Genomic DNA, 21,669 nt, shown 5'->3' on the forward strand with positions numbered 1-21,669 from the left:
GGTCAGCGCCGTGCGAGCGACCGGACGACCGCGGCGACGTCGCCCGGCGCCTCCTCGGCCATGAAGTGGCCCGCCGTCGTCGTGAGGTGCTCGAGGTCGGGCGCCCAGCGCCGCCAGACGCCCGCGGCGTCGTACCCGAGCTGCGCGCCCCAGTCCTGCTGCACCACGGCGACGGGCATCGCGAGCCGGTCGCCCGCGTCGAGCGACGCCTGGTCGTGCTCGACGTCGACCGTCGCGGTCGCGCGGTAGTCGGCCACGATCGAGGCGACCGCGTCGCGGCTCGACGCGAGGTAGTGCGCACGCACGTCGGCGGGGATCGCGGCCGGGTCCTGCGTCCACGCGTCGAGGAAGGACCCGAAGAACGCGTCGGCGCTGTTGCGGATCATCGTCTCCGGCAGGCCCGGAGGCTGCGCCATGAGGTACAGGTGGAACGCGACGGCGGCGTCCACGCCGTGCAGCACGGCCCACGTGTCGAGCGTGGGCACCACGTCGAGGATGCCGAGGTGGCTCACGCGGTCGGGGTGGTCGAGCGCCGCGCGGAACGCGACGAGCGCGCCGCGGTCGTGACCGACGAGGACGAACCGGTCGACGTCGAGCGCGTCGGCGAGCGCGACGACGTCGGCGGCCATGGTGCGCTTGGCGTAGACGTCGGGCGTCGTGGCGGCGGGCTTCGCGCTCTCGCCGTAGCCGCGCAGGTCGGGCACGACGACGCGGTGGTCGCGCGCGAGGTCGGTCGCGACGTGCCGCCACATGTGGCGCGTCTGCGGGAAGCCGTGCAGGAGTACGACGGGCGTGCCCTCGCCCGCGGTCTCGGCGCGCAGCGCGACGCCGGGCGCGACCTCGACGGTGCGGGTCTCGAAGCCGGGGATGTGCATGGGGTGTCCTCTCTCGGGGCGGTTCTCCGCCGTGCCGGGGCTGGCCCGGCTGGCTCGTCGCCATCCTCCGAGCGGCGGATCAGCGTCCGATCAGTGCCGTCCGACCAGTGCCGTCCGATCAGTGCCCGGTGCGGCGACAATGGCGGGGTGGTGGAGCTGCGCGTCGAGGTGCTCGGGCCGGTCCGCGTGCTGCGCGACGGCGCGGACGTCGACCCCGGCGGCCCGCGCCAGCGCGAGCTCCTCGCGCGCCTCGCCGCCGCGCGCGGGCGCCCGGTGCCGTTCGACCGCCTCGCCGACGACCTGTGGGACGAGCCCGGCGCGGGGACAGGCGACCGGCGCGGCGCGCTCGCGACGTTCGTCGGCGACCTGCGGCGGCGCCTGGAGCCCGGGCGCGCGCCGCGCACGCCCCCGCGCGTCCTCGTCACCGCGCACGGCGGCTACGCGCTGCGGCTCCCGGACGACGCGCTCGACGCGGCGCGCCTGGAGGCGGCCGTCGCCCGGGCGAGCGCGTCGCCCGGGGCCGGGGACGCGGCGTCGGGCACGACGCGCGCGCTGGCGGACGCCGTCGCCGACTGGCGCGGCGAGCCGTACGCCGACCTGCCGGACCGGGAGTGGGTGCGGGCCGAGCGCCGGCACCTCGTCGAGGTGCACGCGCGCGCCGTCGAGCTGCTCGCGGACGCGCTGCTCGGCGAGGGCCGGGCCGCGGAGGCGGTCGTCGTGCTCGACGCGCACGCCGCCGCGCACCCGTGGCGCGAGCACGCGTGGGCGCTGCTCGCGCTCGCGCTGTACCGCGACGGGCGGCAGGCGGACGCGCTCGACGTCCTGCGGCGCGCGCGCCGCCGGCTCGCCGACGAGCTCGGCCTCGACCCGGGTCCCGAGCTCGTCCGGCTCGAGCGCGACGTGCTCGGCCACGCGGCGTCGCTCGACGGCCCGACGCCGGGGCCGCGCCTCGCCGTCACGGCCCCCACCGGCTCGCGCACGCACCTGCGGTCCACGGTCGACGTCGCGCGCACGCTCGCCGTCGCCGGGGGCGACCACCTCGCGACCGCGCAGGAGCAGCGCGTCGCCGCGGCGCTCGCGGCCGAGGCGACCGGCGACCCGGTGCTCGCCGCGCGGACCGTCACCGCGTACGACGTCCCGGCCGTCTGGACCCGGAGCGACGACCCGGCGGCGGCCGACGCGCTCGTCGGCGTCGCGCGGCGGACCCTCGGGCGCCTCGGCCCGGACGCGCCCCCGGTGCTGCGGGCGCGTCTGCTCGCGGTGGTCGGCATCGAGCACCGCGGGACGCGCGACGCGTGGGCGCGGGCCGCGGCGGAGGACGCCGTCGGGATCGCGCGCGACCTCGGCGACCCGGCGACGCTCGCGCTCGCGCTCAACGCGCGGTTCCTCCAGTCCTTCCAGCGGCCGGGCGCCGGTCCCGAGCGGGACCGGACCGGCGCCGAGCTGGTCGCCCTGGCGGAGGACCACGACCTCCCGACCTTCGCGATCCTCGGCCACCTCGTCCGGATGCAGGCGGCGGCGGGCGCGGGCCGGTTCCCTGGCGCCGACGCCCACGCCGCCGCGGCCGAGGACGTCGCGGCGGGCTACGAGTCGCCCGTGGTCCCGATGCTCACCGCCTGGTACCGGGCGATGCGCGACGCCGAGACCGCCCCGCCCGACGCCGCGGCGCGCGCGTACCGCGCCGCCGACGACCGGCTCGCCGGGGTGCGCATGCCCGGCGTGCGCGACGGGCTGCTCCCGCTCGCGCTCCTCACCGTGCGCGTGCGGCACGGGCGCCCGCTCGCCGGGATCGAGACCGCCGACCTCGGCCCGTACGCCCCGTGGGCGGAGCCGCTGCTCGTGCTCGACGCGGGCGACCCCGACGCCGCCGCACAGCTCGCGCTCGCGGCGCCCGAGCCGCCCGCCGACCACCTGCGCGAGCTGCTGTGGGCGCTGCGCGCGGAGACCGCCCTGCGGCTCGGGGACCGAGCGCTCGCCGGGCAGGCCCGACGCGCGCTCGCCCGCACCCCCGACGAGCTCGCCGGGGCCGGGTCGGGCCTGGTCTCGCTCGGGCCTGTCCGCGGCTGGCTCGACCGGCTCGACGAGCGCCGCGCGTCGTAGGAGCGGCCGTCCGGGGGCGGGCGTGAGGCCGCTCAGCGCTCCGGGAGCAACCCCGCCACGAGCGCGTCGACGACGTCGTCGGTCGGGATGTCGGGGTCGATCGGCGTGGTGAGACGGTCGAGGAGCAGCCCGTCGATCGCGTAGTGGAACAGGGCGATCTCCCGGCGTCCGCCGGGCAGGCCGGCCGACCGGTTGAACGCGACGTCGGCCTCGAATCCCGCGCGCAGCCACGGGCCGAGCACGGCCGCGAGCTCGCCCCGACGGCCGGACTCGAGCCGCAGCTCGAACAGGGCTCGGGTGACGTCGGCGTCGGTCGACAACCGGCGCACGATGTCGCGGAGGTAGTCCGCGAACAGCGCGCGGTCGGGCGTCTGGGCCGCGCGTCGGGCGAGGTCCTCGGGTGTCGGCGCGAGCCGCTCCCCGATGCGCTCGAAGAGCCCTGCGACGAGGGCGTCTCGGCTCCGGAAGTAGTTCGACGTCGTGCCCGTCGGGACCCCGGCCTCGTCGTCGATCGCGCGGTGCGTCAGGCCGCGCGACCCCTCGCGGGCGAGCACGGCGATCCCGGCGTCCGCCAGGGCGCTGCGCCGTGCGGTGTTCTTCGCCATGCGCCGAGGCTATCGCAACCACTGCACCTGGTGTAGTCTCACCGGCAACCACTTCATCTGTAGTTGTCAGGAGACATGATGCGCGAGCTGACCTACTACGTCGCCGTGAGCCTCGACGGGTACATCGCCGGGCCGGGAGGCGAGTTCGACGCCTTCCTCGCCGAGGGCGACCACATGGCGCCCATCTGGTCCCGGTACCGCGGCACGGCGCCGACTGACCTGGCCGAGGCCGCGGGGCTCCCGGTCGCCGACGGCCCCTTCGACACCGTCCTCATGGGCTGGAACACCTACGCCGTCGGCCTCCCCGACCACCACCTGCCGAACCCCTACCGGCACCTGCGACAGATCGTCTTCACCCGCACGCACGAGGCGCCCGAGGGGAGCGAGGGGGTGCTGTTCACCGGCGCCGACCCGGTCGAGACGGTCCGCGCGCTCAAGCGGGAGGACGGCCAGGGGATCTGGCTGTGCGGCGGGGGAGCGCTCGCCGCCGTGCTCGTCGACGAGATCGACCGGCTCGCGCTCAAGGTGAACCCGATGATGCTCGGCGCCGGCGTCCCGCTGTTCGGCGAGCGGGACTACGCGCCCCTCTCCTGGCGATCGACGGGCACGCAGACGTTCCGCTCCGGCGTCACGCTCGCGGAGTACGCGCGGGCGTGAGCGACGGTCCCGCCGTGACGACCGTGCACCTAGACGTCGAGCGGTCCCCGCACGACCGAGTCGCCCGAGTGGGACGGGTCGCCGTCGAAGTGCTCCTCGGAGACGTCGACCACCGGGAACTCGGCGAGGTCCAGGCCGTCGGGCACGTCGAAGCGGCCCTCCGCGCCGTCGAGCACGCCGAGGCTCACGAGGCCGCTCAGGTCCTCCGCGAGCAGCCACACCTCGCGGTACGTGCCGTCGGGCGCCGGCGCGTCGACCGTCACGACGACCTGGCGCCGCCCGTCGGGCCGCTCCTCGACGCGCGCGTCGCCGCTCGCGCCCTGCCAGTCGGGCAGCGGGTCGAGCGTCGCGCTCGCGACCGTCGTCTCGGGCGGCTCGACCTCGCGGCGCTCCCAGAGGACGCCGCCCACGCCGCCGACGACGAGCGCGGCCGCAGCCGCCGCCGCGACCGGGACCCAGACCCGTCGGCGCCGCGACGCGAGCGGCACGACGACGGCCGTGCCGGTCGCGCCGCCGTCCTCCGTCCTGGGCTCGGCCGTGTCCCGCGGGAGCGTCGTCGCGGCCGGAGCGTCGGTGACCGCCCTAGGGGCGACGACGGGCGGAGCGGCGGCGCTCGTCAGGCCGAGCTCGGCCTGGACCCGCGACCACACCGCGGCGTCGGGGGCGACGAGCTCGTCCGCCGGGTCCGCGCCGTCGAACGCGTCGACGACGCGCGCGAGCCGGGCGACGGCGTCGGCGCACTCCGGGCAGGAGGACAGGTGCGCGCGCGCGTCGTCGTCGAGCACGTCCTCGCCGAGCGCGAGGAGCGCGAGGGTCTCGTCATCGATGTGCTGCACCGTCCACCTCCAATCGGTCGCGCAGCCGGATCAGGCTTCGTCGTACGTGGCTCTTGACCGTACCCAGCGGCAGGCCGAGCTCCTCGGCGATCTGCACGTGCGTCAGGTCGCGGAAGAACGCGAGCTCCAGGATCGTCCGCCCCGGGTCGCCGAGCCGTCGCAGCTCCTCGGTGAGGAGCACGCGGTCGGCGACGCGTCCGACGTCGCTGTCCTCGCTCGCCGCGCGGCCCGGGTCCGGGGCGGTCGTGGCCGCGGCCTCCTCCGACCGGCGGACCCGCGACCGGGCCTCGTGCGCGTCGGCCACCGTGTGCCGCGTGATCCCGACGAGCCAGGCCGGGAGCCGGGCCCGGTCGGGGTCGAACCGGCCCCGGCCGCGCCACGCCGCGACGAACACCTGCTGGGTGACGTCCTCGGCGTCGGCGCGCGTGCCGAGCGAGCGCAGCGCGATCGTGTGCACGAGCGCGGACCAGCGCCGGTAGGCCTCGGCGAGCGCCTGCTCGTCGCCGTCGGCGAAGTCGCGGCCGAGGCGCCACAGGTCCGGGTCGGTGGTCCCGGTCTCGGTCACGTTCAGGGCGGGTCCTCGAGGGTCGGTGCCGACCGCCCGGAGCGGCAGCGGCGAGCGGGTAGCAGCGATCGTAGCGCCCGTGCGGGCCGTCACCGCGACGGGACCGCGGTCACGATCACGTTGTCCGAGTACGAGCGTCGCTCGGGGTCCCAGCGTCCGCCGCACGTCACGAGCACGAGGCGGCGCTCGCCGTCGCGGTCGAACAGCGCGTCGAGCGGGACGTCGGGCTTCGCGATGCTCCTGATGTCGGTCACTGTGTAGGTGTACGAGGTGCCCGTCGCGTCGACGACGTCGACGCTCGCGCCCGTCGTGATCTCGCGGAGCCGCGCGAACGGCCCGACGCCGTCCGGGTCGTCCACGTGGGCCGCGACCAGGGTCGTCCCGGTGGGGCTCGCCGGGGCCGGCCCGAACCGGTACCACGCGGCGACGTCGCCGGAGCCCGGCAGCGCCATCCGCCCCTCGGGGTCGACGCCCGCCGCCTCGACGGGCAGGTCGATCCCGAGGTCACCGACGACGACCCGTGCGGGTGCCGGCGGCGGGGGAGCCGGGACGTCCCGGGCCGGGCGCACCGGCACCGGTGCGTCCCGGGCCGGCCCGGGCGTCCCCGCGGTCGCCTCCCCGCCCTGGTGGGGGGCCGGGGTGGGGAGGGGTTCGGCCGACGGTCCGAGTCCGTCGGCAGACCCGTCGGCGGACGGCAGGGAGCATCCGCCGACGACCGCTGCGGTGACGAGCACCGCCCCCAGGAGGGTCCGGAGGCCGGCCCGCGCGCCCCGGGCGGGGCGCGCGGGACCGGCGGTCGTGCGCTGCGTCATGCCGTCCGGTCGCTCCGGACGGCGTGGGCCGCGTGCTGCTGGCGCCACGCGCGCGCCAGCATGAAGGTGGCCGCGACGAGAAGCAGGCCGAACAGCGACGCACCGAACGCGATGGCGACGCCCGTCGCGGTGCTGCTCGGCGCGTCGGCCGCGAGGCCCGAGAGCCCGGCCGGGACGCCCGACGGCGACGAGTGCAGGCCTTCGACCGTCTGCGTCGCGAGGGCGAGGTTGCCGTCCTCGAGGCTGCCCCACGCGTACGCGATGGTGTTGACGCCCTCGGCGACCGTGAGGTCGGCCGGGCCGAGCACGGGCTCCGTGGTGCCCGCGGCGGCGACGGTCGCCGAGATCGTGCCGGCCGGCAGGTCGAGCACGGCCTCCTTCGGGTTCTCCAGGCCGGTCACGACCGCCTCCCCGCCCGCGAGGACGTCGACCGCGGGCGCCGCGGCGACGTGGCGCACGGTGAGCCGGCCCTGGCCCGCGGCCGTGGGCTTCGTGTCGTTCGTGAAGAGCGTCGCGGTCGGCTGCCCGCCCGCGTCGAGGTGCGCGACGGCGGTGTAGCTCGTGCCGCCCGCGAGCTGGAGGTCGACCGGGCCGATGACCGGGGAGCTCGTGTCGGTCGCGTCGGGCGCCGTGATCGCGACCGTGTACGTCCCGGCGGGGAGATCGAGCGGACCCGCGAGGTCGCCGGGCTGGAAGTCGTCGAGGGTGAGCTCGTCGTTCACCCAGACGTCCACGGGCGTGTCCGGCACGCCGTGCAGGACGGAGAGCGAGGCGCCGTCGTCGGTGGCGGCCTGGGCGGGGAGCGCGACGGCCCCCAGCGCGACGAGGGTCGCTGCGCCCGCGAGCGCGGCGGTGCGTCGTGCGGTGCGGTGCATGGTGTCCTCCGGTGGTCGAGCCCGGTCCGTCCCGGGCGCTCGATCTGCTGACACCCCCTCTTCCCCCGCAGGTGCGGATCTGGATGCACACGCATCAAAAAAAGTGCCCGGCCCCGCGGGTGCGGGGCCGGGCACGGGGGACCGGTCAGAGGTTCTGGGGCCGCAGCACCGCGCTGATGCCGTGCGCGATCTGGACGTTGCCCTTGTTGAGGTCGAGCTTGCTCTTCACGAGGAACGGGTCGACGTCGTTGCGGTCCTGGTCGACGAGGCGGACCAGGGCGAGGCGCTTGCTCAGCACGTCGACCCGGAACGTCGCGCCCTGCGCCGTGGTGAGGACGGCGTCGTCGGACCGCAGCGCGGTGCCGGAGTCGATCGTCGCGCCGGGGACGACGTGGTAGAGCAGCACCTGCTCGATCGCGTCGATGCCGACCGCCCCGGCGAGCGAGGTGAGCACGCGCTCCTCCGTGGGCTGCCAGCGGTGCGTGAGGTCGAACGCGAGGAGCTGGAACGCCCGGTCGTTCGGCAGGAACGCGGTGAGCGGCACCGTGCCGTCGGCCAGGACCGCCACGGGGCTGTCCGGCTTGGCGGCGAGGACCGCGGCCACGGCCTGGTCGACGATGTCGAAGTCGTACCAGTTGCGGTCGAAGGTGTCGCCGTCGGCCGCGAGCACGGAGGCGAGGCTCGTGGTGCCCGTCGGCGGCGCCGTCGTGGGGGCCGGTGCCGCGACGGCCGGTGCGGTCGCGGCGGTCAGGGCGAGGAGCGCGGCTCCTGCTGCGGTGAGCGTGCGTCGGAGGTTCATCGTCGAGTCCCTTCGTCGTGCACGGGACGGCGGTGCGCCGTCGGACGCCGGGCGGCGTCCACCTCTCCTTCACCCGGACCGCCGCCCGCGGATGCACCCACCGCCGGACGACTTCCCGCCGCGCTCGACGCGCCGCCCGCTCAGCCCTCCGCGTCGGGCGCCTCCGCCGCGCCACCCCCGAGCGGGCGTGCGAGAGCGCGGACCGTGTCGATCGTGTCGGCCTCGGCCGCCGTCTTGTCGTCGCGGTACCGGACGACGCGCGCGAAGCGCAGCGCGAGACCGCCGGGGTAGCGCGTCGAGCGCTGGAGGCCGTCGAACGCGATCTCGACGACCTGCTCGGGACGCACGTGCACGACGTACCCCTCGTCGGCGGTCTGGAGCTCGCGGAAGCGCTGCGTCTGCCATGCGAGCATCTCGTCGGTCATGCCCTTGAACGTCTTGCCGAGCATGACGAACCCGCCCTCGGGGTCGCGCGCGCCGAGCCAGATGTTCGACAGCCACCCGCTGCGCCGGCCCGAGCCCTGCTCGACGGCGAGCACCACGAGGTCCAGCGTGTGCCGCGGCTTGACCTTCACCCAGCCGGCACCGCGCCGCCCGGCCGCGTAGGGCGCGTCGAGCGACTTCACGACGACGCCCTCCTGGCCCTCCGCGACGGCGGCGTCGAAGAACGCGGTCGCGGCCGCGGCGTCGTCGGTCACGAGACGCCGCACGGCGAGCGGCCCCGCGGCGTCGGCGAGCAGGTCGTCGAGCACGGCGAGCCGGTCGCGCAGCGGCTCGTCCAGCAGGTCGCGGCCGTCGGCGTGGAGCACGTCGAAGAAGAACGGGGAGAGCTCGAGCGAGGCCGCGAGCTCGGCCTCCTCGGCGGCGCTGCGCTCGCCCTGGGTCGCGGAGCGGGCGGCGGTCTCCTGGAACGGGCGGGGGACGCCGTCGGGCCCGACGACGAGCGCCTCCCCGTCGAGGACGAGCGCCCGGGCGGGGAGCGCCCGCACGGCCGCGACGATCTCGGGGACGCGCTCGGTGATGTCGTCGAGGGAGCGCGTGAAGACGCGCACGTCGTCGCCGTCGCGGTGCACCTGGATGCGGATGCCGTCGAGCTTGACGTCCACGGCGACGGCGGTGCCCGACGCGTCCTCGCCGCCCGGCGCGGCCCCGAGCTTGTCGAGCGCGGCGCCGACGTCGGGTGCGGACTGCGCGAGCATCGGCCGCACCGGGCGGCCGACGGTGAGCCGGAACGTCGCGAGCGCCTCCGTCGCGGCCTCCGGGCCGCCCGCCGTGAGCGCCGCGCGGGCGACCGGCCCGGTCGCGCCCGCGAGCATGACCGCGCGCCGCACCGCGTCGGCGGGGACGCCCGCCGCCTCGGCGACGGCGTCGACCACCACGGAGTCGAGCGCGCCCTGGCGCAGCTCGCCCGAGACGAGCCCGGCGAGGAGCGACTGCTCGCGCGCCGTCGCGGCGCCGAACAGGGTGGCGGCCTCGGCCTGGCGCGCGGTCGACGACCCGGGGCCGGAGAGGTCCGCCATGCGGGCGAACGCGGCGTCGACGTCGGTCAGCGTGAGGCCGGGTTCCTCGGCAGGGGCGGGGAGGTCGCGCAGCGACCGCCACCCGAGCCCGGTGCGGCGCTGGCGCAGCTCGCCCGCGAGGTACGCGACGGCGATCTCCACCTCCGCGCTCCCGGCCTCGGCGTCGTCCGCGACGCGCCGCAGCAGGTCGGCGATGGCCGCGCGCTTGGCGAGGCGCGAACGCGTGGCGGCGACGGCGTCGGACGTGGCGGCGACCTCGGCGAGCAGCATGCCCCATCCTCACGCCGACCACCCACGCCCCGCCCGCCGGGCGCCCCTCCGCGGTACATCCTTTTGTGAATACACGAGTCCGTGTACTGTCGCACCCATGGTCGAGACGGTCACCCTCACCCACACCGCCGCGCTCGCGCGGCTGGGGCACGCCCTGTCGGACGAGACGCGCGCCCGCGTCCTGCTCGCGCTGCGCGAGGCGCCCGCCTACCCGTCCGACCTCGCCGACGCGCTCGGCGTCTCCCGCCAGGTCATGTCCAACCAGCTCGCGTGCCTGCGCGGGTGCGGGCTCGTCGAGGCGATCCCCGACGGGCGCCGCACCTGGTACCGCCTCGCCGACCCGCACCTCGCGCCCGCGCTCGACGACCTGCTGCGGCTCGTCGTCCAGGTCGACCCGACCTGCTGCGGCCCCGACGGGTGCACGTGCTCATGACCTCCGTCCCCGTCGGTGCACCGCCGTCCGCCCCCGCCCTGACGGCCGCGCGCCGCGCCGTCCTCGAGCGGCGCGTGCGGTGGGTCGTCGCCGCGACGATCGCGTGGAACGCCGTGGAGGCCGTCGTCGCGATCACGGCAGGACGGGTCGCGTCGTCGGCCGCCCTCGTCGGGTTCGGGCTCGACTCGCTCGTCGAGGTCCTCTCCGCGGCCGCGGTCGCCTGGCAGTTCGCGGCGCCCGACCCCCACCGGCGCGAGCGGGCCGCGATGCGCGTCATCGCGGTCTCGTTCCTCGGCCTCGCGGTGTTCGTGTCCGTCGACGCCGTCCGGTCGCTGCTCGGCGCGGCGGAACCCGAGCACTCGGTCGTCGGCATCTGGCTCGCCGCGGTGAGCCTCGCCGTCATGCCGTTCCTGTCGTGGTTCGAGCGCCGCACCGGACGCGAGCTCGGCTCGGCGTCCGCCGTCGCGGACTCGAAGCAGACGCTGCTGTGCACGTACCTGTCGGCGGTCCTGCTCGTCGGGCTCGTCCTCAACGCGACCCTCGGGTGGTCGTGGGCCGACCCGCTCGCCGCGCTCGTCATCGCCGCCGTCGCGGTCAAGGAGGGCGTCGAGGCCTGGCGCGGCGACGCGTGCTGCGCCCCGACCGCCGTCGTGCACGCCGCCCCCACGGACGCCGCCGCCCCGTCCTGCGACTGCTGCTGACCGCGCCCCCGACCGACGAGCGACGTGCGTCGGTCGTACAGTGACCGCCGTGACGACCGAGCCTCCCGCTGATGTCGGTGCTGACTCCGACGCCGCCGCGGGCACGGCTCACCGGCGACGCCGCCGTCGTCTGCCGCCGTGGCTCCTCGCCGCGGTAGTCGTCGTCGCGCTCCCCGCGACGGGGCTGCTCCCCGCGGCGGACGCGCGCGACCTGCTCGTGCGCACCGGGCCGGTCCTCGTGTTCCTCCTCGCCATCACGGTGGTCGCGGAGCTGTGCGCGGGCGCGGGCCTGTTCGACGCCGTCGCCGCCCGGGCGGCGCGGCTCGCCGGGGGCCGGCGGATCGTGCTGTGGATGCTCGTCGTGCTGCTCGCGACGGCCAGCACCGTGGTGCTGTCGCTCGACACGACGGCGGTGCTCGTCACGCCCGTCGTGCTCGCCCTCGCCCGACGCACCGGCACCAGACCGCTGCCGCTCGCGCTCACCGTGCTCGCGCTCGCCAACACGGCGTCGCTCCTCCTGCCGGTCTCGAACCTCACCAACCTGCTCGCGGCGGACCGGTTCGGCACCGGGTACGTCGGGGTGATGTGGGCGCCGGCGCTCGCGGTCCTCGCGGTGACGGTCGTCGTCCTGCTCGCGCTGCACGGTCGCCACCTGCGGGGACGCTTCGACCTCGCGGGGCCCGGCCCGACGCCGCCCGACCGGGTGCTCCTGCGCGTCACCGGGGCCGTCGTCGTGCTCCTCGCGGTCGCGTTCGCGCTCGAGCTGCCCGTCGCGCCGACGGCGCTCGCGGGTGCGGCGGTGCTCGCGCTCGCGACGTGGTGGCGGCGCGTGCGCCCGCTCGTGCCGGTGCGCGAGATGCTGCCGTGGCGGTCGGCGCTCGTCGTGGCGGCGCTGTTCGTGGTCGTGGAGACCTGGCACGCGCACGGGCTCGGCGACCTCCTCGCCGCCGTCGCGGGCACGGGGACCGGACCGGGCGACCTCGCCCGCCTCGCCGCGACGGGCGTCGTCGCGGCGAACCTCGTGAACAACCTGCCCGCCTTCCTCGCGCTGCTCCCCGCGGCGGGCGAGGACGTCGAGCGGCTCGCGACCCTGCTCGTCGCGGTCGACGCCGGGCCGCTGATCACGCCGTGGGCGTCGCTCGCGACCGTGCTGTGGTGGCAGCAGTACCGCCGTCACACCTTCGGGCAGGGGGCGCCGCCCGCGTGGCACGTGATCCGTCAGGGCCTCGTGCTCGCGCCCCTCGCCGTCGCGGCGGGGGTCGCCGTCGTGGCGCTGACTTGGCCGAGGTGACCCGGCATCACGGCCGAGCGCCATGACGAAGGCCGCGCGAGGAGACGAGACGAGATCTCCGGACGCGGGCTCCGTGCTGTCTCAGGCTGAGAGCTTGTGGTTGGCGAGACGGTTCATGGAGATGCCCTGCGCGGCAGCCTCCTCGACGAGCCGACGGTGCATGGCCGGGGGGATCCGCACGCGGAACTCGCCGGAGTAGTGGCGCTCGGACAGGGGCTCGGGGACCTCTTCGCCAGAGGCTGCGAGATCCTCGACCACCTCGGAGGCGAGCTTCCGGATTCCGGCGAACGCGGCGGCCGACTCGGGCTCGAGCCAGGAGAGGGAGGGTAGCTCGAGAACCGTACCGACGAACTCTCCGTCGTCTGCGGACCAGGACACGCGGTAGCTGTAGTGCTCGGCGGCGTTCACTTCTCCTCCTCCGTGGAGTCGTTCTCCTCGTGCATGGCCTCGAGCCTGTCGATCGCCTCGAGGACCTGTCTGACCTGGTAGGCCTTGGCCCGGCCGTTGCTGTTCTGGATGTTGACCCGGGGGTCGCCGGGCCACGGCATGGCATAGACGTGGTGCGAGCCCCCGCTGCGTCTGGGCTCGCCGAAGTAGTGGTCGCACACGGCGGCGAGCTCGTCGAAGCGAACGCTGCCGGGGCTGTTCCGCATGCGGTCCAGCACCTTGTCTCGCTTCGTCACCAGACCTACGGTACCAATAGTGGTACCACCCGTGCTGTGGCCCGGCGTGCTCGGCCGCACAGGTCCGGGTGCGCTCGCCACGGGCCCGTGGTCGGATGGGGAGCGATGACTTCGCGATCGATGACGACACGAACCGTCCGCGCCGCCGCCTCGTCGCTGGCGGCGGTCCTCCTGCTCGGCGGGGTCCCCGCCGCGGCCGTCGCGGGCCCGGGGGGTGAGCCAGCCCGCACCGGTGCCGCCACGGCGTCGGCCCGCACCGGACCCGCCACGACGACGGCCGCCCAGGTCGAGGCACCCGTGCCCGAGATCGCGTGGGGCCCCTGCGACGGCGACGGCCTCGAGGCGTTCGAGTGCGCGACCGCGCAGGTGCCGACCGACTACGACCGCCCCCACGGCCGCACGACGACCATCGGCCTGACGCGGCTCCCGGCGTCCGACCCCGAGCAGCGGATCGGGAGCCTGTTCACCAACTTCGGCGGCCCCGGCGGGCCGGGCGTCGAGACGCTGCACCTGCTCGGGGGCTCGCTCTTCGACGACGACGTGCTCGCGCGGTTCGACGTCATCGGGTTCGACCCGCGCGCCGTCGGGACGTCCGACCCCGCGACGTGCTTCCGCGACCAGGAGCGGGAGAACGCGTTCCTCGCGGGCCTGCCCGCGTTCCCCGTGACCGACCGCGAGGAGACGCGCTACCTCGGCCAGATGGCGGCGTTCGGGGCGTCCTGCACGCTGTTCTCGGGCGACCGGATCGCGCACGCGTCGACGGCGAACGTCGCGCGCGACATGGACCTGCTGCGCCAGGCGGTGGGCGACGAGCAGCTCAGCTACGTGGGGTACTCCTACGGCACGGTGCTCGGCGCGACGTACGGGGCGCTGTTCCCGGACCGCGTCCGCGCCCTCGTGCTCGACGGCACGATGGACGTCGACGCGTGGTCGGGCGTCGGGTCGCGCGAGCTGATCGGCGCTCGGATCGGGCAGGCCGCCGGTGCGACCGAGACGTTCGGCGAGTTCACGCGGCTGTGCTCCGAGGCGGGGCCGTCGGCGTGCGCGCTCGCGTCGCTCGGCGACCCGGCCGACGTCGTCGAGGCGACCTACGCCGCGCTCCGCGAGGCGCCCGTCGACGTGCCGCTCCCCGACGGCACGAGCGTGCGCGTCGGGTACCCGGAGACGGTGGCGCTCGTCTTCCAGTACCTGTACGAGCCCGCCGCGTGGGGCGACCTCGACCTCACGCTCGCGTCGCTCGCCGTGCTGAGCGGCGCCGTCGAGCCGCCCGCGGCTGCGGACCGCCAGCGCACGCTCGGTGCGCTGCCCTCGCTGGGGGAGCTGCTCCGCCGCGCGGGCTTCGCCGAGGACTACGCGTCCGTCGGCGGCGCGCTCGCGAGCCTGTGCGTCGACACGACGACCCCCGGCCGGCCGTGGCAGTACCCCGCGAAGGTCGACGCGCTCGACGCGCAGTACCCGCACTTCGGGCGCTTCCGCGGCTGGGTGGGCGTCCAGTGCGAGTTCGTGCCCGTCGAGGACCGCGACGCGTTCACGGGCCCGTGGGACCAGACGACGGACGCCCCCGTCCTCGTGGTCGGCACCCGGTTCGACCCCGCGACGCCGTACGGGTTCACGCAGCCCTACGCGGACCGCTGGCCCGACGCCCGCGTGCTCACCGTCGAGGGCTGGGGCCACACGATCATCGGCAAGAGCGCGTGCGCGGACGACGCCGTCGCGCGGTACCTCGTGGACCTCGACGCGACCGACGGCGCGACGTGCGAGCAGGACGCCGTGCCGTTCCAGGGCCCGTCGGTCCCGCTCGGGGAGGCGCTGCGCCTCCCGGTCGTCTGACCCGCTGACCGCTGACCACTTACCCGCTGACCCGCTGGACGGTGCCCGCTGGTCCCTTGCGGTCGCGGCCGTTCGGCCCTACCGCCAGGTCTCGGCGTCTGCCCACCCTGGAGGCATGACCGGACCGGGCCACCGCGTGACGGAGGCCGCCCGGCGCTACCCGTGGGTGGTCGCCACGGTGGCGGTGGGCGGTCTCGGCGGCGTGCTCGAGGCCTGGGGTCCGGACCGCTCGGCCCAGGTCGTGGTCTCGGCGTTCGCGCTCGTGCTCGTCGTGGTCCGGGCGCGCGCGATGGTGGCGGACCTGCGGGCGGGCACGTACGGCGTCGACCTGCTGGCCGTCCTGTCCGTCACGGCCACGGTGCTCGTGGGGGAGTACTGGGCCGCGCTCGTGGTGTGCCTCATGCTCTCGGGCGGCGAGGCGCTCGAGGACTACGCGAACGGGCGTGCGCGGCGCGAGCTCTCGAGCCTGCTCGCCGGCGCCCCGCGCGTCGCCCACCGGGCCGGGCCCGGCGGGGAGCTCGAGGACGTCCCCGTCGACGACGTGCGCCCCGGCGACGAGGTGTGGGTTAGGCCAGGGGAGGTCGTTCCCGTGGACGGCGTCCTGCTCAGCACGGCGGCCACGTTCGACGAGTCGTCGCTGTCCGGGGAGTCGCTCCCGGTGGAGCACCGGCGCGGGGACGTCGTGCTGTCCGGGTCGGTCAACGGCGGCGGAGCGGCGCAGGTCCGGGCGACCGCGACGGCCGCGGGCTCGCAGTACCAGGCGATCGTCGAGCTCGTGAAGCAGGCGCAGGAGTCCAAGGCGCCGTTCGTGCGCCTCGCCGACCGCGTGGCGGTGCCGTTCACGGTCGCCGCCCTCGCGCTCGCCGTCGTGGCGTGGGTGGTCAGCGGTGAGCCCGCGCGCTTCGCCGAGGTGCTCGTCGTCGCGACGCCGTGCCCGCTGATCATCGCGGCCCCGGTCGCCTTCATGTCCGGCATGTCCCGCGCGGCGCGGAACGGGATCATCGTGAAGTCGGCGGGCACGCTCGAACAGCTCGCGCGCGTGCGCACCGTCGCGTTCGACAAGACGGGCACGCTGACCCACGGGGCGCCGGTCGTCGTGGACGTCCTGCCCGCGGGCGACCGCACGCCGGACCGCGTGCTCGCGCTCGCGGCCGCGGTCGAACAGTACTCGGTGCACCCGCTCGCGGCGGCCATCGTCCGCGCGGCCCAGGAGCGGGGCCTCACGCTGCCCGCCGCGCGGGACGCCACGGAGGAGACCGCCCGGGGAGCCCGCGCGACGGTGGACGGCCACGCGGTGGCGGTCGGCCGGCTGACCTTCGTCGTCGCGGGCGCACCCGCGGGCGTCCCCGTGCCCGGCGCGGGCCGCAGCGCCGTCCACGTGGGCGTCGACGGCGCGTACGCCGGGACCGTGCTCCTCGCCGACGAGCTGCGGGCCGAGGCCCGCCCCACCGTCGCCGCCCTCCACGCCGCGGGCGTGCGGACCACCGTCATGCTCACCGGCGACGGCGCGGCGACCGCCCGGCACGTCGCGGACCAGGTGGGCATCGACCACGTGCGCGCCGGCCTCCTCCCGCAGGACAAGGTCGACGCGGTGCGTGCGCTGCCGGAACGCCCCGTGATGATGGTCGGGGACGGCGTGAACGACGCCCCGGTCCTCGCGGTGGCCGATGTCGGCATGGCCATGGGCGCACGGGGCTCGACGGCGGCGACCGAGTCCGCGGACGCCGTCGTCGTCCGCGACGACCTCGCGCGCACCGTCGGCGCCGTGCGGATCGGCCGCCGCACCGTGCGGGTCGCGTGGCAGGCCATCGGCATCGGGATCGCCCTGTCCGGGCTGCTCATGGTCGTGGCCGCGACGGGGCGTCTCCCCGCGCTCGCGGGGGCGTGGCTCCAGGAGGTCGTCGACCTCGCGTGCATCCTGTGGGCGCTGCTCGCCACCCGCCCGGGCAGGGACGAGACGCCGCCCGGGCCGTCCCGGTCGGCACCCGCCGCGGAGGTCGGCGAGCCGCTCGTGCCGGCGGCGTCGTCCCGCTGAGACCCGGCGTCCACCCGCCCACGGGCGGACGAGAGGGTCGGACCCCGGATCACCGGCACCGTCTCCGAGAATGCTCTGAGAATCGGCGGGCACGCTGTCTCGCATGAGCATCCTCACGACGCGCCGGACGTCGGCCCCGCAGGCCCAGCAGGCCCAGCAGGCCCAGCCTCAGGACCGGGCCACGGCCCGGGCACGGCGCGGAGCGGGCGCACCCGCTCCGGGCGCGGTCGTCCTGTGGGCGGTGCTGGTCGGTGTCCTCGTGCTCGTCGTCGCGTTCTGGTGGCGGGGCACGCCGCCGTCCGCCGGGGCGTCCCCGGCCGGCGCGCTCACCGGCGTGGGGGAGCTCGTGGGGCTCGTCGCGTCGGTGCTGGTCTGCGCCCAGCTCCTCCTCGTCGGGCGCGTGCCCTGGTTCGAGCGTGCGGTGGGCCTGGACCGGCTCGTCGCGTGGCACCGCGTCCTCGGGACGGCCGTCGTGCTCCTCGTCCTCACGCACACGCTCCTCATGGTGGCCGGGACCGCCCTGCCGGCGCAGGCCGCGTCCTGGTGGCAGGCGCTCACCCTCGTGCTGGCGGAGCCGGACATGACGGCCGCGCTGGTCGGCACCGGCCTGTTCGTGGTCGTGGGGGTGTCCGGCGCGCGCCTCGTGCGGCGGCACCTGTCGTACGAGGCGTGGTTCCTCGTGCACCTGACGATCTACGCCGGGGTGTACCTCACGTTCGCGCACCAGGTCACGGCGGGCGCGCACTTCGTCGCCGACCCGACGGCCCGCGCCGCCTGGGTGCTCCTCTACGCGGGCACCGCCGCGGCCCTGCTCACGTGGCGCGTGGTGCTGCCGCTCCTGGGCGTGCTCCGGGACGCGCCGCGGGTGAGCGCGGTCGTGCCGGAGGCCGGGGGGATGACGAGCGTGTGGGTGTCGGGTCCGGCGCTCGCGGACGCCGGGGCACGGGCGGGCCAGTTCTTCCTCGTGCGCTTCCTCGCGCGGGGCCACGTCGTCACCGCCCACCCCTACTCGGTCTCCGTCGCGCCCGACGGCGAGCACCTGCGCTTCACCGTCGGTGGCCTGGGCGACCACTCGCGCGCGGTGGCCCACCTGCGGCCGGGGACGCGCGTGCTCCTCGAGGGACCGTTCGGCCGCTTCACCGCCGCCCGGGCGCGACGCCGCGGTGTGCTGCTCGTCGCCGGGGGCGCGGGCGTCGGGCCCGTGCGGGCGCTCGCGGAGGACCTGGTCGCGCGCGGTCACGACGTCGTCGTCGTGCACCGCGCCCGGTCCCGGGCGGACCTCGGCCTCGGCCACGAGCTCGCCGACGCGCCGCTCACGTACCTGCCCGTCGTGGGCCGCCGGGCCGACCTCGGGTACGACCCCCTGGGCCCGGGGCGGCTCGACGCCCTGGTCCCCGACATCGCGTCGCGCGACGTGTTCGTGTGCGGTCCGCCCGCGATGGTCGCCACCGTCGAGGACTCGGCACGCCGCGCGGGCGTGCCGCGGTCCGCCGTCCACCACGAGGAGCTGAGCCTGTCATGACCGGACGCCGCTGGAGAGGGACGATCGTCTACGCGGGCAGCGTGCTCGCGCTCGGGGCCGCCGCGCTCGCGCGGTACGGCGGGGTGCCGGGCCTCGCCGGGGACGGGTCCGCGACGTCGGCTGGTCCCGCCGCCGTCGTCGCGGGGTCGGAGCCCGTGACCCCCACGACCCCGACGCCGGCCCCCTCCACCGCGGGCTCGACGGACCCGGGCACGTCCCCGGCGAGCCCGGGCACCGGCACGCCCGACCCGACGCGGGCGACCGTGACGGGGTCGGTCGTCCAGACGCGGTACGGGCCGGTGCAGGTCGCGGTGACGTTCACCGGGACGCACCTCGACGCGGTGCAGACCGTGCGGTCGCCCAGCGGGGGAGAGAGCTCCCAGATCTCCGCGCGCGCCACGCCGCTGCTCGCGCAGGAGGCCGTGCGGGCGCAGTCCGCGCGCATCGACACCGTCTCCGGGGCGACCTACACCTCCGAGGGCTACCGCGAGTCCCTCCAGGCCGCGATCGACGCGCGGGGCTGACGGTGCGCCGGACGGAGACGGTCATGGGGCTGCCGATGTCGCTGGACCTGCGCGCGCCCGACGACGAGCGTGCGCAGGCTGCCGCCCGCGCGGCGTTCGCGGTGCTCCACGCCGCGGACGCGCGGTTCAGCGGGCGACGCGCGGACAGCGAGCTGTCCCGCCACCGGCGCGGGCTCGTCGCGCGCCCCTCCCGGGACCTGCGCGAGGTGCTCGACCTCGCGGAGGCCGCGCGCGTCGCGAGCGGTGGCGCGTTCGACGTGCACCGGCCGGACGGCACGCTCGACACCGACGGCGTCGTCAAGGGCTGGGCCGCGCAGCGCGCGGTGGACCGGCTCGTCGCCGCGGGGTTCTCCGACCTGTGCCTCAACGCCGGCGGGGACGTCGCCGTCCGTGGCGGGCCGGAGCCCGGCCGGCCCTGGGTGGTGGGCGTGCGCTCCCCGGCGCGCGTGGACGGGCTCGTGGCGCGGGTCGAGCTGCACGACGGCGCGGTGGCGACGTCGGGGACGTACGAGCGCGGTCTCCACGTGTGGGACGGGCGCACGGGTGCCGCCGCGCGCGGGCTCCTGTCGGCGACCGTCGTCGCGCCCGACCTCACGACCGCCGACGTCCTCGCGACGAGCGTCCTCGCGCTGGGCGAGGAGGGGGTCGCGTGGGCGGTGGACCAGGGGGCCGCCCTCGTGCTCGCCGTCCTCCCGGACGGGACGGTCGTCAGCGACGGGCCGGCGGGCCGAGCGGCAGCGTGAGCATGAGACGGGCCCCGTGCGGTGCGTCGGGGCGGTTCGTCGCCTCCACGGTGCCCGCGTGCTGGGCCGCGACCTCCGCGACGAGCGCGAGCCCCAGCCCGTAGTGGCGGCGCCCGCCCTCGTCGGGTGCCGGCCCGGGGCGGCGCGAGGCGAAGCGTGCGAACAGGTCGCCGGCGTCCTCGCCCAGCCCGGGTCCGTCGTCGTCGACGAGCGCCTGCGCGGCCGACCCGGCGCGCCGCACCGTGACGACGACCTCGTGCGTCGCGTGGTCGACCGCGTTGTCCACGAGCGCGGTGAGCGCGCGGCGCAGCGCGGCCGGCGCCCCCGCGACCGTGAGGTCGTCCGTCCCCGCGCGCCGCAGCGCGACGGAGCGCGACGCCGCGCGCGCCTCGGCCGAGCGCACGACGGCGTCGGCCAGCGCCGCGAGGTCGACGGGGACGAGGTCCACGGACCGCGTGTCCGCGGCCGTCAGCAGGTCGTCGAGCACGTCGCTGAGCGCGGCCGTGTCCTCGAGGAGCCCGTCGACGTCGCGCGCCACCTGCTCCGCCGTCCCCGGGCCCGGTCGTTCGAGCCGGCGACGCAGGAGCTGCGCGCGCGTCGAGAGCAGGGTGAGGGGGGTCCGCAGCTCGTGGCTCGCGTCCGCCACGAAGCGCCGCTGCATCGCGAGGGCCTGCGCCGTGGGGAGGACGGCGCGACGCCCGAGCCACCAGCCCCCGACGGTGGCGAGCACGACCCCGACGGCCGTCGCGACACCGAGCGCGAGGAGGAGGCGCGCCAGCTCCTCGCGCGTCTCGGACGGGTCGAGGACGGCCTGGACGACGCCGTCCCGACGCTCCACCGTGAGCACCCAGAACGTGCCTGCCGAGGTCGTCACCCGCTCCCGCGCGCTCGTCCCCGTGCGTGCCACCTGCTCGACGAGACCGAGGTCGGGCAGGCCGGCCGGCATCCCGGGCGACGCCTCGACACCGCGCGGCGAGGCCACGGCGACCCAGGTCCCTGGGCCCGCGTCGGTGACCTCGTCGGCCGACGCCGCCGACTCGAGCCGACGGTCGTCCGCCTCGCCGAGCGCGCGAGCCACCACGGCGAGGACGACCGCCGCCACCACGAGCAGGCTCACGAGCACGAGGAGACCCGTCTGCACCGCGAGGCGCCGGCTCGTGCGCCGCAGGAGGTCGCGCTCCGCGCCCGTGATCACAGTGCGCCCCACCGGTACCCCAGCCCGCGCACGGTCGTGACCGCGCGGCGGCCGAGCTTGCGGCGCAGGTAGTACACGTAGGTGTCCACGACCCCCGGGTCGGACGCCTCGGGGAACACGCGCTCCAGCAGCTCGTCCCGGCCGAAGACCTGGTGCGGGTGCCGGGCGAGGACCTCGGCGAGCGCGGCCTCGCGCGCCGAGAGGTCGGCGGTCGTGCCTGCGTCCGTCGTCACGCGGCGGGTCCCGAGGTCGAGCGTGCCGCCCGGGAGGCGGATCGCGCCCGCCGCCGGGGACGCCTGGCCCCGCCGGCGCAGCGCGCGCAGCCGCGCCAGCAGCTCGTCGACGTCGAACGGCTTCCCCACGTAGTCCTCGGCCCCGGCGTCGAGGCCGGCCACACGGTCGGCCGGGTTGCCGAGCGCCGACAGCACGAGCGCGGGCGCCGTGACGCCGCGCGAGCGCAGCCGGGCGAGCAGGTCGAGCCCCTCGACGGCGGGCAGGCCACGGTCGAGGAGCAGCAGGTCGTACTCGCGCGCGAGGCCGAGGTGGAGCCCGCGCTGGCCGTCGTGCGCGACCTCGACGGCGTAGCCCTCGCTCCCGAGGAGCTCCACGAGCATGTCCGCGAGCATGCGGTCGTCCTCGACCACGAGGACCCGTGCCTCGACTGTCATGCGGTTCCGCCTCGTCTCCCGGACGTGTCCATTCTGACCGCCGGGCGGTCGGGCACAACTGCGGCCGACGCACCGCCGCCCTCCCGGAGCGGGTCCTCACGGACGGTCGCGACGTGCGACAGTGTTCCGG

22 protein-coding genes are annotated in these 21,669 nt (G+C 76.6%); 10 read left to right on the forward strand and 12 right to left on the reverse strand.

What is annotated here, in order from left to right; genetic code table 11:
* Positions 1-2: 2 nt before the first annotated feature.
* On the reverse strand, positions 3-875 hold the full coding sequence (locus B8281_RS04215; RefSeq protein ID WP_085386996.1) for an alpha/beta fold hydrolase: 873 nt from the start codon (positions 873-875) through the stop codon (positions 3-5).
* A gap of 147 nt (positions 876-1,022) precedes the next feature.
* On the opposite strand from B8281_RS04215, the gene B8281_RS04220 reads away from it, so the two are divergent.
* Complete coding sequence (locus B8281_RS04220; protein ID WP_198163141.1) at positions 1,023-2,975, forward strand: BTAD domain-containing putative transcriptional regulator; 1,953 nt, start codon at positions 1,023-1,025, stop codon at positions 2,973-2,975.
* 32 nt (positions 2,976-3,007) lie between these two features.
* Here B8281_RS04220 and B8281_RS04225 read toward each other — a convergent pair whose 3' ends face one another.
* The gene (locus B8281_RS04225) at positions 3,008-3,580 is read right to left on the reverse strand and encodes a TetR/AcrR family transcriptional regulator (protein WP_043652855.1); all 573 of its coding nucleotides are present in this window, start codon (positions 3,578-3,580) and stop codon (positions 3,008-3,010) included.
* A gap of 78 nt (positions 3,581-3,658) precedes the next feature.
* On the opposite strand from B8281_RS04225, the gene B8281_RS04230 reads away from it, so the two are divergent.
* On the forward strand, positions 3,659-4,237 hold the full coding sequence (locus B8281_RS04230) for a dihydrofolate reductase family protein (RefSeq protein ID WP_085388598.1): 579 nt from the start codon (positions 3,659-3,661) through the stop codon (positions 4,235-4,237).
* Between the two features lie 29 nt (positions 4,238-4,266).
* On the opposite strand, the gene B8281_RS04235 is transcribed toward B8281_RS04230, so the two are convergent.
* The 6 genes from B8281_RS04235 to B8281_RS04260 form a co-directional block, all read right to left on the reverse strand.
* Positions 4,267-5,073, reverse strand: coding sequence for an anti-sigma factor domain-containing protein (locus tag B8281_RS04235; protein WP_085386997.1), 807 nt, complete (start codon positions 5,071-5,073; stop codon positions 4,267-4,269).
* On the reverse strand, positions 5,057-5,638 hold the full coding sequence (locus tag B8281_RS04240) for an RNA polymerase sigma factor (protein WP_222123622.1): 582 nt from the start codon (positions 5,636-5,638) through the stop codon (positions 5,057-5,059). The genes B8281_RS04235 and B8281_RS04240 overlap by 17 nt, the downstream gene beginning before the upstream one ends.
* A gap of 89 nt (positions 5,639-5,727) precedes the next feature.
* Positions 5,728-6,213, reverse strand: coding sequence for a class F sortase (locus B8281_RS04245; protein ID WP_232322669.1), 486 nt, complete (start codon positions 6,211-6,213; stop codon positions 5,728-5,730).
* A gap of 233 nt (positions 6,214-6,446) precedes the next feature.
* Positions 6,447-7,325 carry a DUF4397 domain-containing protein gene (locus B8281_RS04250; protein ID WP_085386999.1) on the reverse strand — a complete coding sequence of 293 codons (879 nt, stop codon included), beginning with the start codon at positions 7,323-7,325 and terminating at the stop codon, positions 6,447-6,449.
* 145 nt (positions 7,326-7,470) lie between these two features.
* Positions 7,471-8,124 (reverse strand): fasciclin domain-containing protein, encoded by a 654-nt coding sequence (locus B8281_RS04255; RefSeq protein WP_085387000.1) that lies wholly within the window; start codon positions 8,122-8,124, stop codon positions 7,471-7,473.
* A 140-nt stretch (positions 8,125-8,264) separates the two neighbouring features.
* Positions 8,265-9,914 carry an ATP-dependent DNA ligase gene (locus tag B8281_RS04260; RefSeq protein ID WP_085387001.1) on the reverse strand — a complete coding sequence of 550 codons (1,650 nt, stop codon included), beginning with the start codon at positions 9,912-9,914 and terminating at the stop codon, positions 8,265-8,267.
* A 97-nt stretch (positions 9,915-10,011) separates the two neighbouring features.
* Here B8281_RS04260 and B8281_RS04265 point away from each other — a divergent pair, with 97 nt between their 5' ends.
* From B8281_RS04265 to B8281_RS04275, 3 genes are read left to right on the forward strand one after another with little or no spacing between them, the layout of a single operon-like run.
* Positions 10,012-10,347 carry a helix-turn-helix transcriptional regulator gene (locus tag B8281_RS04265; RefSeq protein ID WP_043652840.1) on the forward strand — a complete coding sequence of 112 codons (336 nt, stop codon included), beginning with the start codon at positions 10,012-10,014 and terminating at the stop codon, positions 10,345-10,347.
* The gene (locus tag B8281_RS04270) at positions 10,344-11,048 is read left to right on the forward strand and encodes a cation transporter (protein WP_085388600.1); all 705 of its coding nucleotides are present in this window, start codon (positions 10,344-10,346) and stop codon (positions 11,046-11,048) included. The genes B8281_RS04265 and B8281_RS04270 overlap by 4 nt, the downstream gene beginning before the upstream one ends.
* Positions 11,049-11,097: 49 nt before the next feature.
* Entirely contained in the window at positions 11,098-12,339 is a 1,242-nt protein-coding gene (locus B8281_RS04275) for an SLC13 family permease (RefSeq protein ID WP_085388601.1), read from the forward strand.
* Between the two features lie 81 nt (positions 12,340-12,420).
* On the opposite strand, the gene B8281_RS04280 is transcribed toward B8281_RS04275, so the two are convergent.
* Positions 12,421-12,747, reverse strand: a complete 327-nt coding sequence (locus B8281_RS04280; RefSeq protein WP_043652837.1) for a type II toxin-antitoxin system HicB family antitoxin — start codon at positions 12,745-12,747, stop codon at positions 12,421-12,423.
* The gene (locus B8281_RS04285) at positions 12,744-13,022 is read right to left on the reverse strand and encodes a toxin HicA (RefSeq protein ID WP_157446550.1); all 279 of its coding nucleotides are present in this window, start codon (positions 13,020-13,022) and stop codon (positions 12,744-12,746) included. Before B8281_RS04285 ends, B8281_RS04280 begins: the two co-directional genes overlap by 4 nt.
* A 120-nt stretch (positions 13,023-13,142) precedes the next feature.
* Here B8281_RS04285 and B8281_RS04290 point away from each other — a divergent pair, with 120 nt between their 5' ends.
* The 5 genes from B8281_RS04290 (at position 13,143) to B8281_RS04310 (ending at position 19,676) form a co-directional block, all read left to right on the forward strand.
* A complete protein-coding gene (locus B8281_RS04290; protein WP_085387002.1) occupies positions 13,143-14,852 on the forward strand; it encodes an alpha/beta hydrolase in 1,710 nt (569 codons plus the stop codon).
* A 115-nt stretch (positions 14,853-14,967) separates the two neighbouring features.
* A complete protein-coding gene (locus B8281_RS04295; RefSeq protein ID WP_085387003.1) occupies positions 14,968-16,887 on the forward strand; it encodes a heavy metal translocating P-type ATPase in 1,920 nt (639 codons plus the stop codon).
* Positions 16,888-16,990: 103 nt separating this feature from the next.
* Positions 16,991-18,409 carry a ferric reductase-like transmembrane domain-containing protein gene (locus tag B8281_RS04300; RefSeq protein WP_085387004.1) on the forward strand — a complete coding sequence of 473 codons (1,419 nt, stop codon included), beginning with the start codon at positions 16,991-16,993 and terminating at the stop codon, positions 18,407-18,409.
* Positions 18,406-18,933 (forward strand): FMN-binding protein, encoded by a 528-nt coding sequence (locus B8281_RS04305; RefSeq protein WP_043652828.1) that lies wholly within the window; start codon positions 18,406-18,408, stop codon positions 18,931-18,933. The genes B8281_RS04300 and B8281_RS04305 overlap by 4 nt, the downstream gene beginning before the upstream one ends.
* 23 nt (positions 18,934-18,956) lie before the next feature.
* The gene (locus B8281_RS04310) at positions 18,957-19,676 is read left to right on the forward strand and encodes an FAD:protein FMN transferase (RefSeq protein WP_076404591.1); all 720 of its coding nucleotides are present in this window, start codon (positions 18,957-18,959) and stop codon (positions 19,674-19,676) included.
* On the opposite strand, the gene B8281_RS04315 is transcribed toward B8281_RS04310, so the two are convergent.
* Positions 19,642-20,883 (reverse strand): HAMP domain-containing sensor histidine kinase, encoded by a 1,242-nt coding sequence (locus tag B8281_RS04315; RefSeq protein ID WP_157446551.1) that lies wholly within the window; start codon positions 20,881-20,883, stop codon positions 19,642-19,644. The genes B8281_RS04310 and B8281_RS04315 overlap by 35 nt on opposite strands.
* On the reverse strand, positions 20,868-21,539 hold the full coding sequence (locus B8281_RS04320; protein WP_085387006.1) for a response regulator transcription factor: 672 nt from the start codon (positions 21,537-21,539) through the stop codon (positions 20,868-20,870). The genes B8281_RS04315 and B8281_RS04320 overlap by 16 nt, the downstream gene beginning before the upstream one ends.
* Positions 21,540-21,669 lie beyond the last annotated feature (130 nt).

Origin of the sequence: Cellulosimicrobium sp. TH-20 (assembly GCF_002105775.1) — a bacterium.
GTDB classification, from domain to species: domain Bacteria; phylum Actinomycetota; class Actinomycetes; order Actinomycetales; family Cellulomonadaceae; genus Cellulosimicrobium; species Cellulosimicrobium funkei.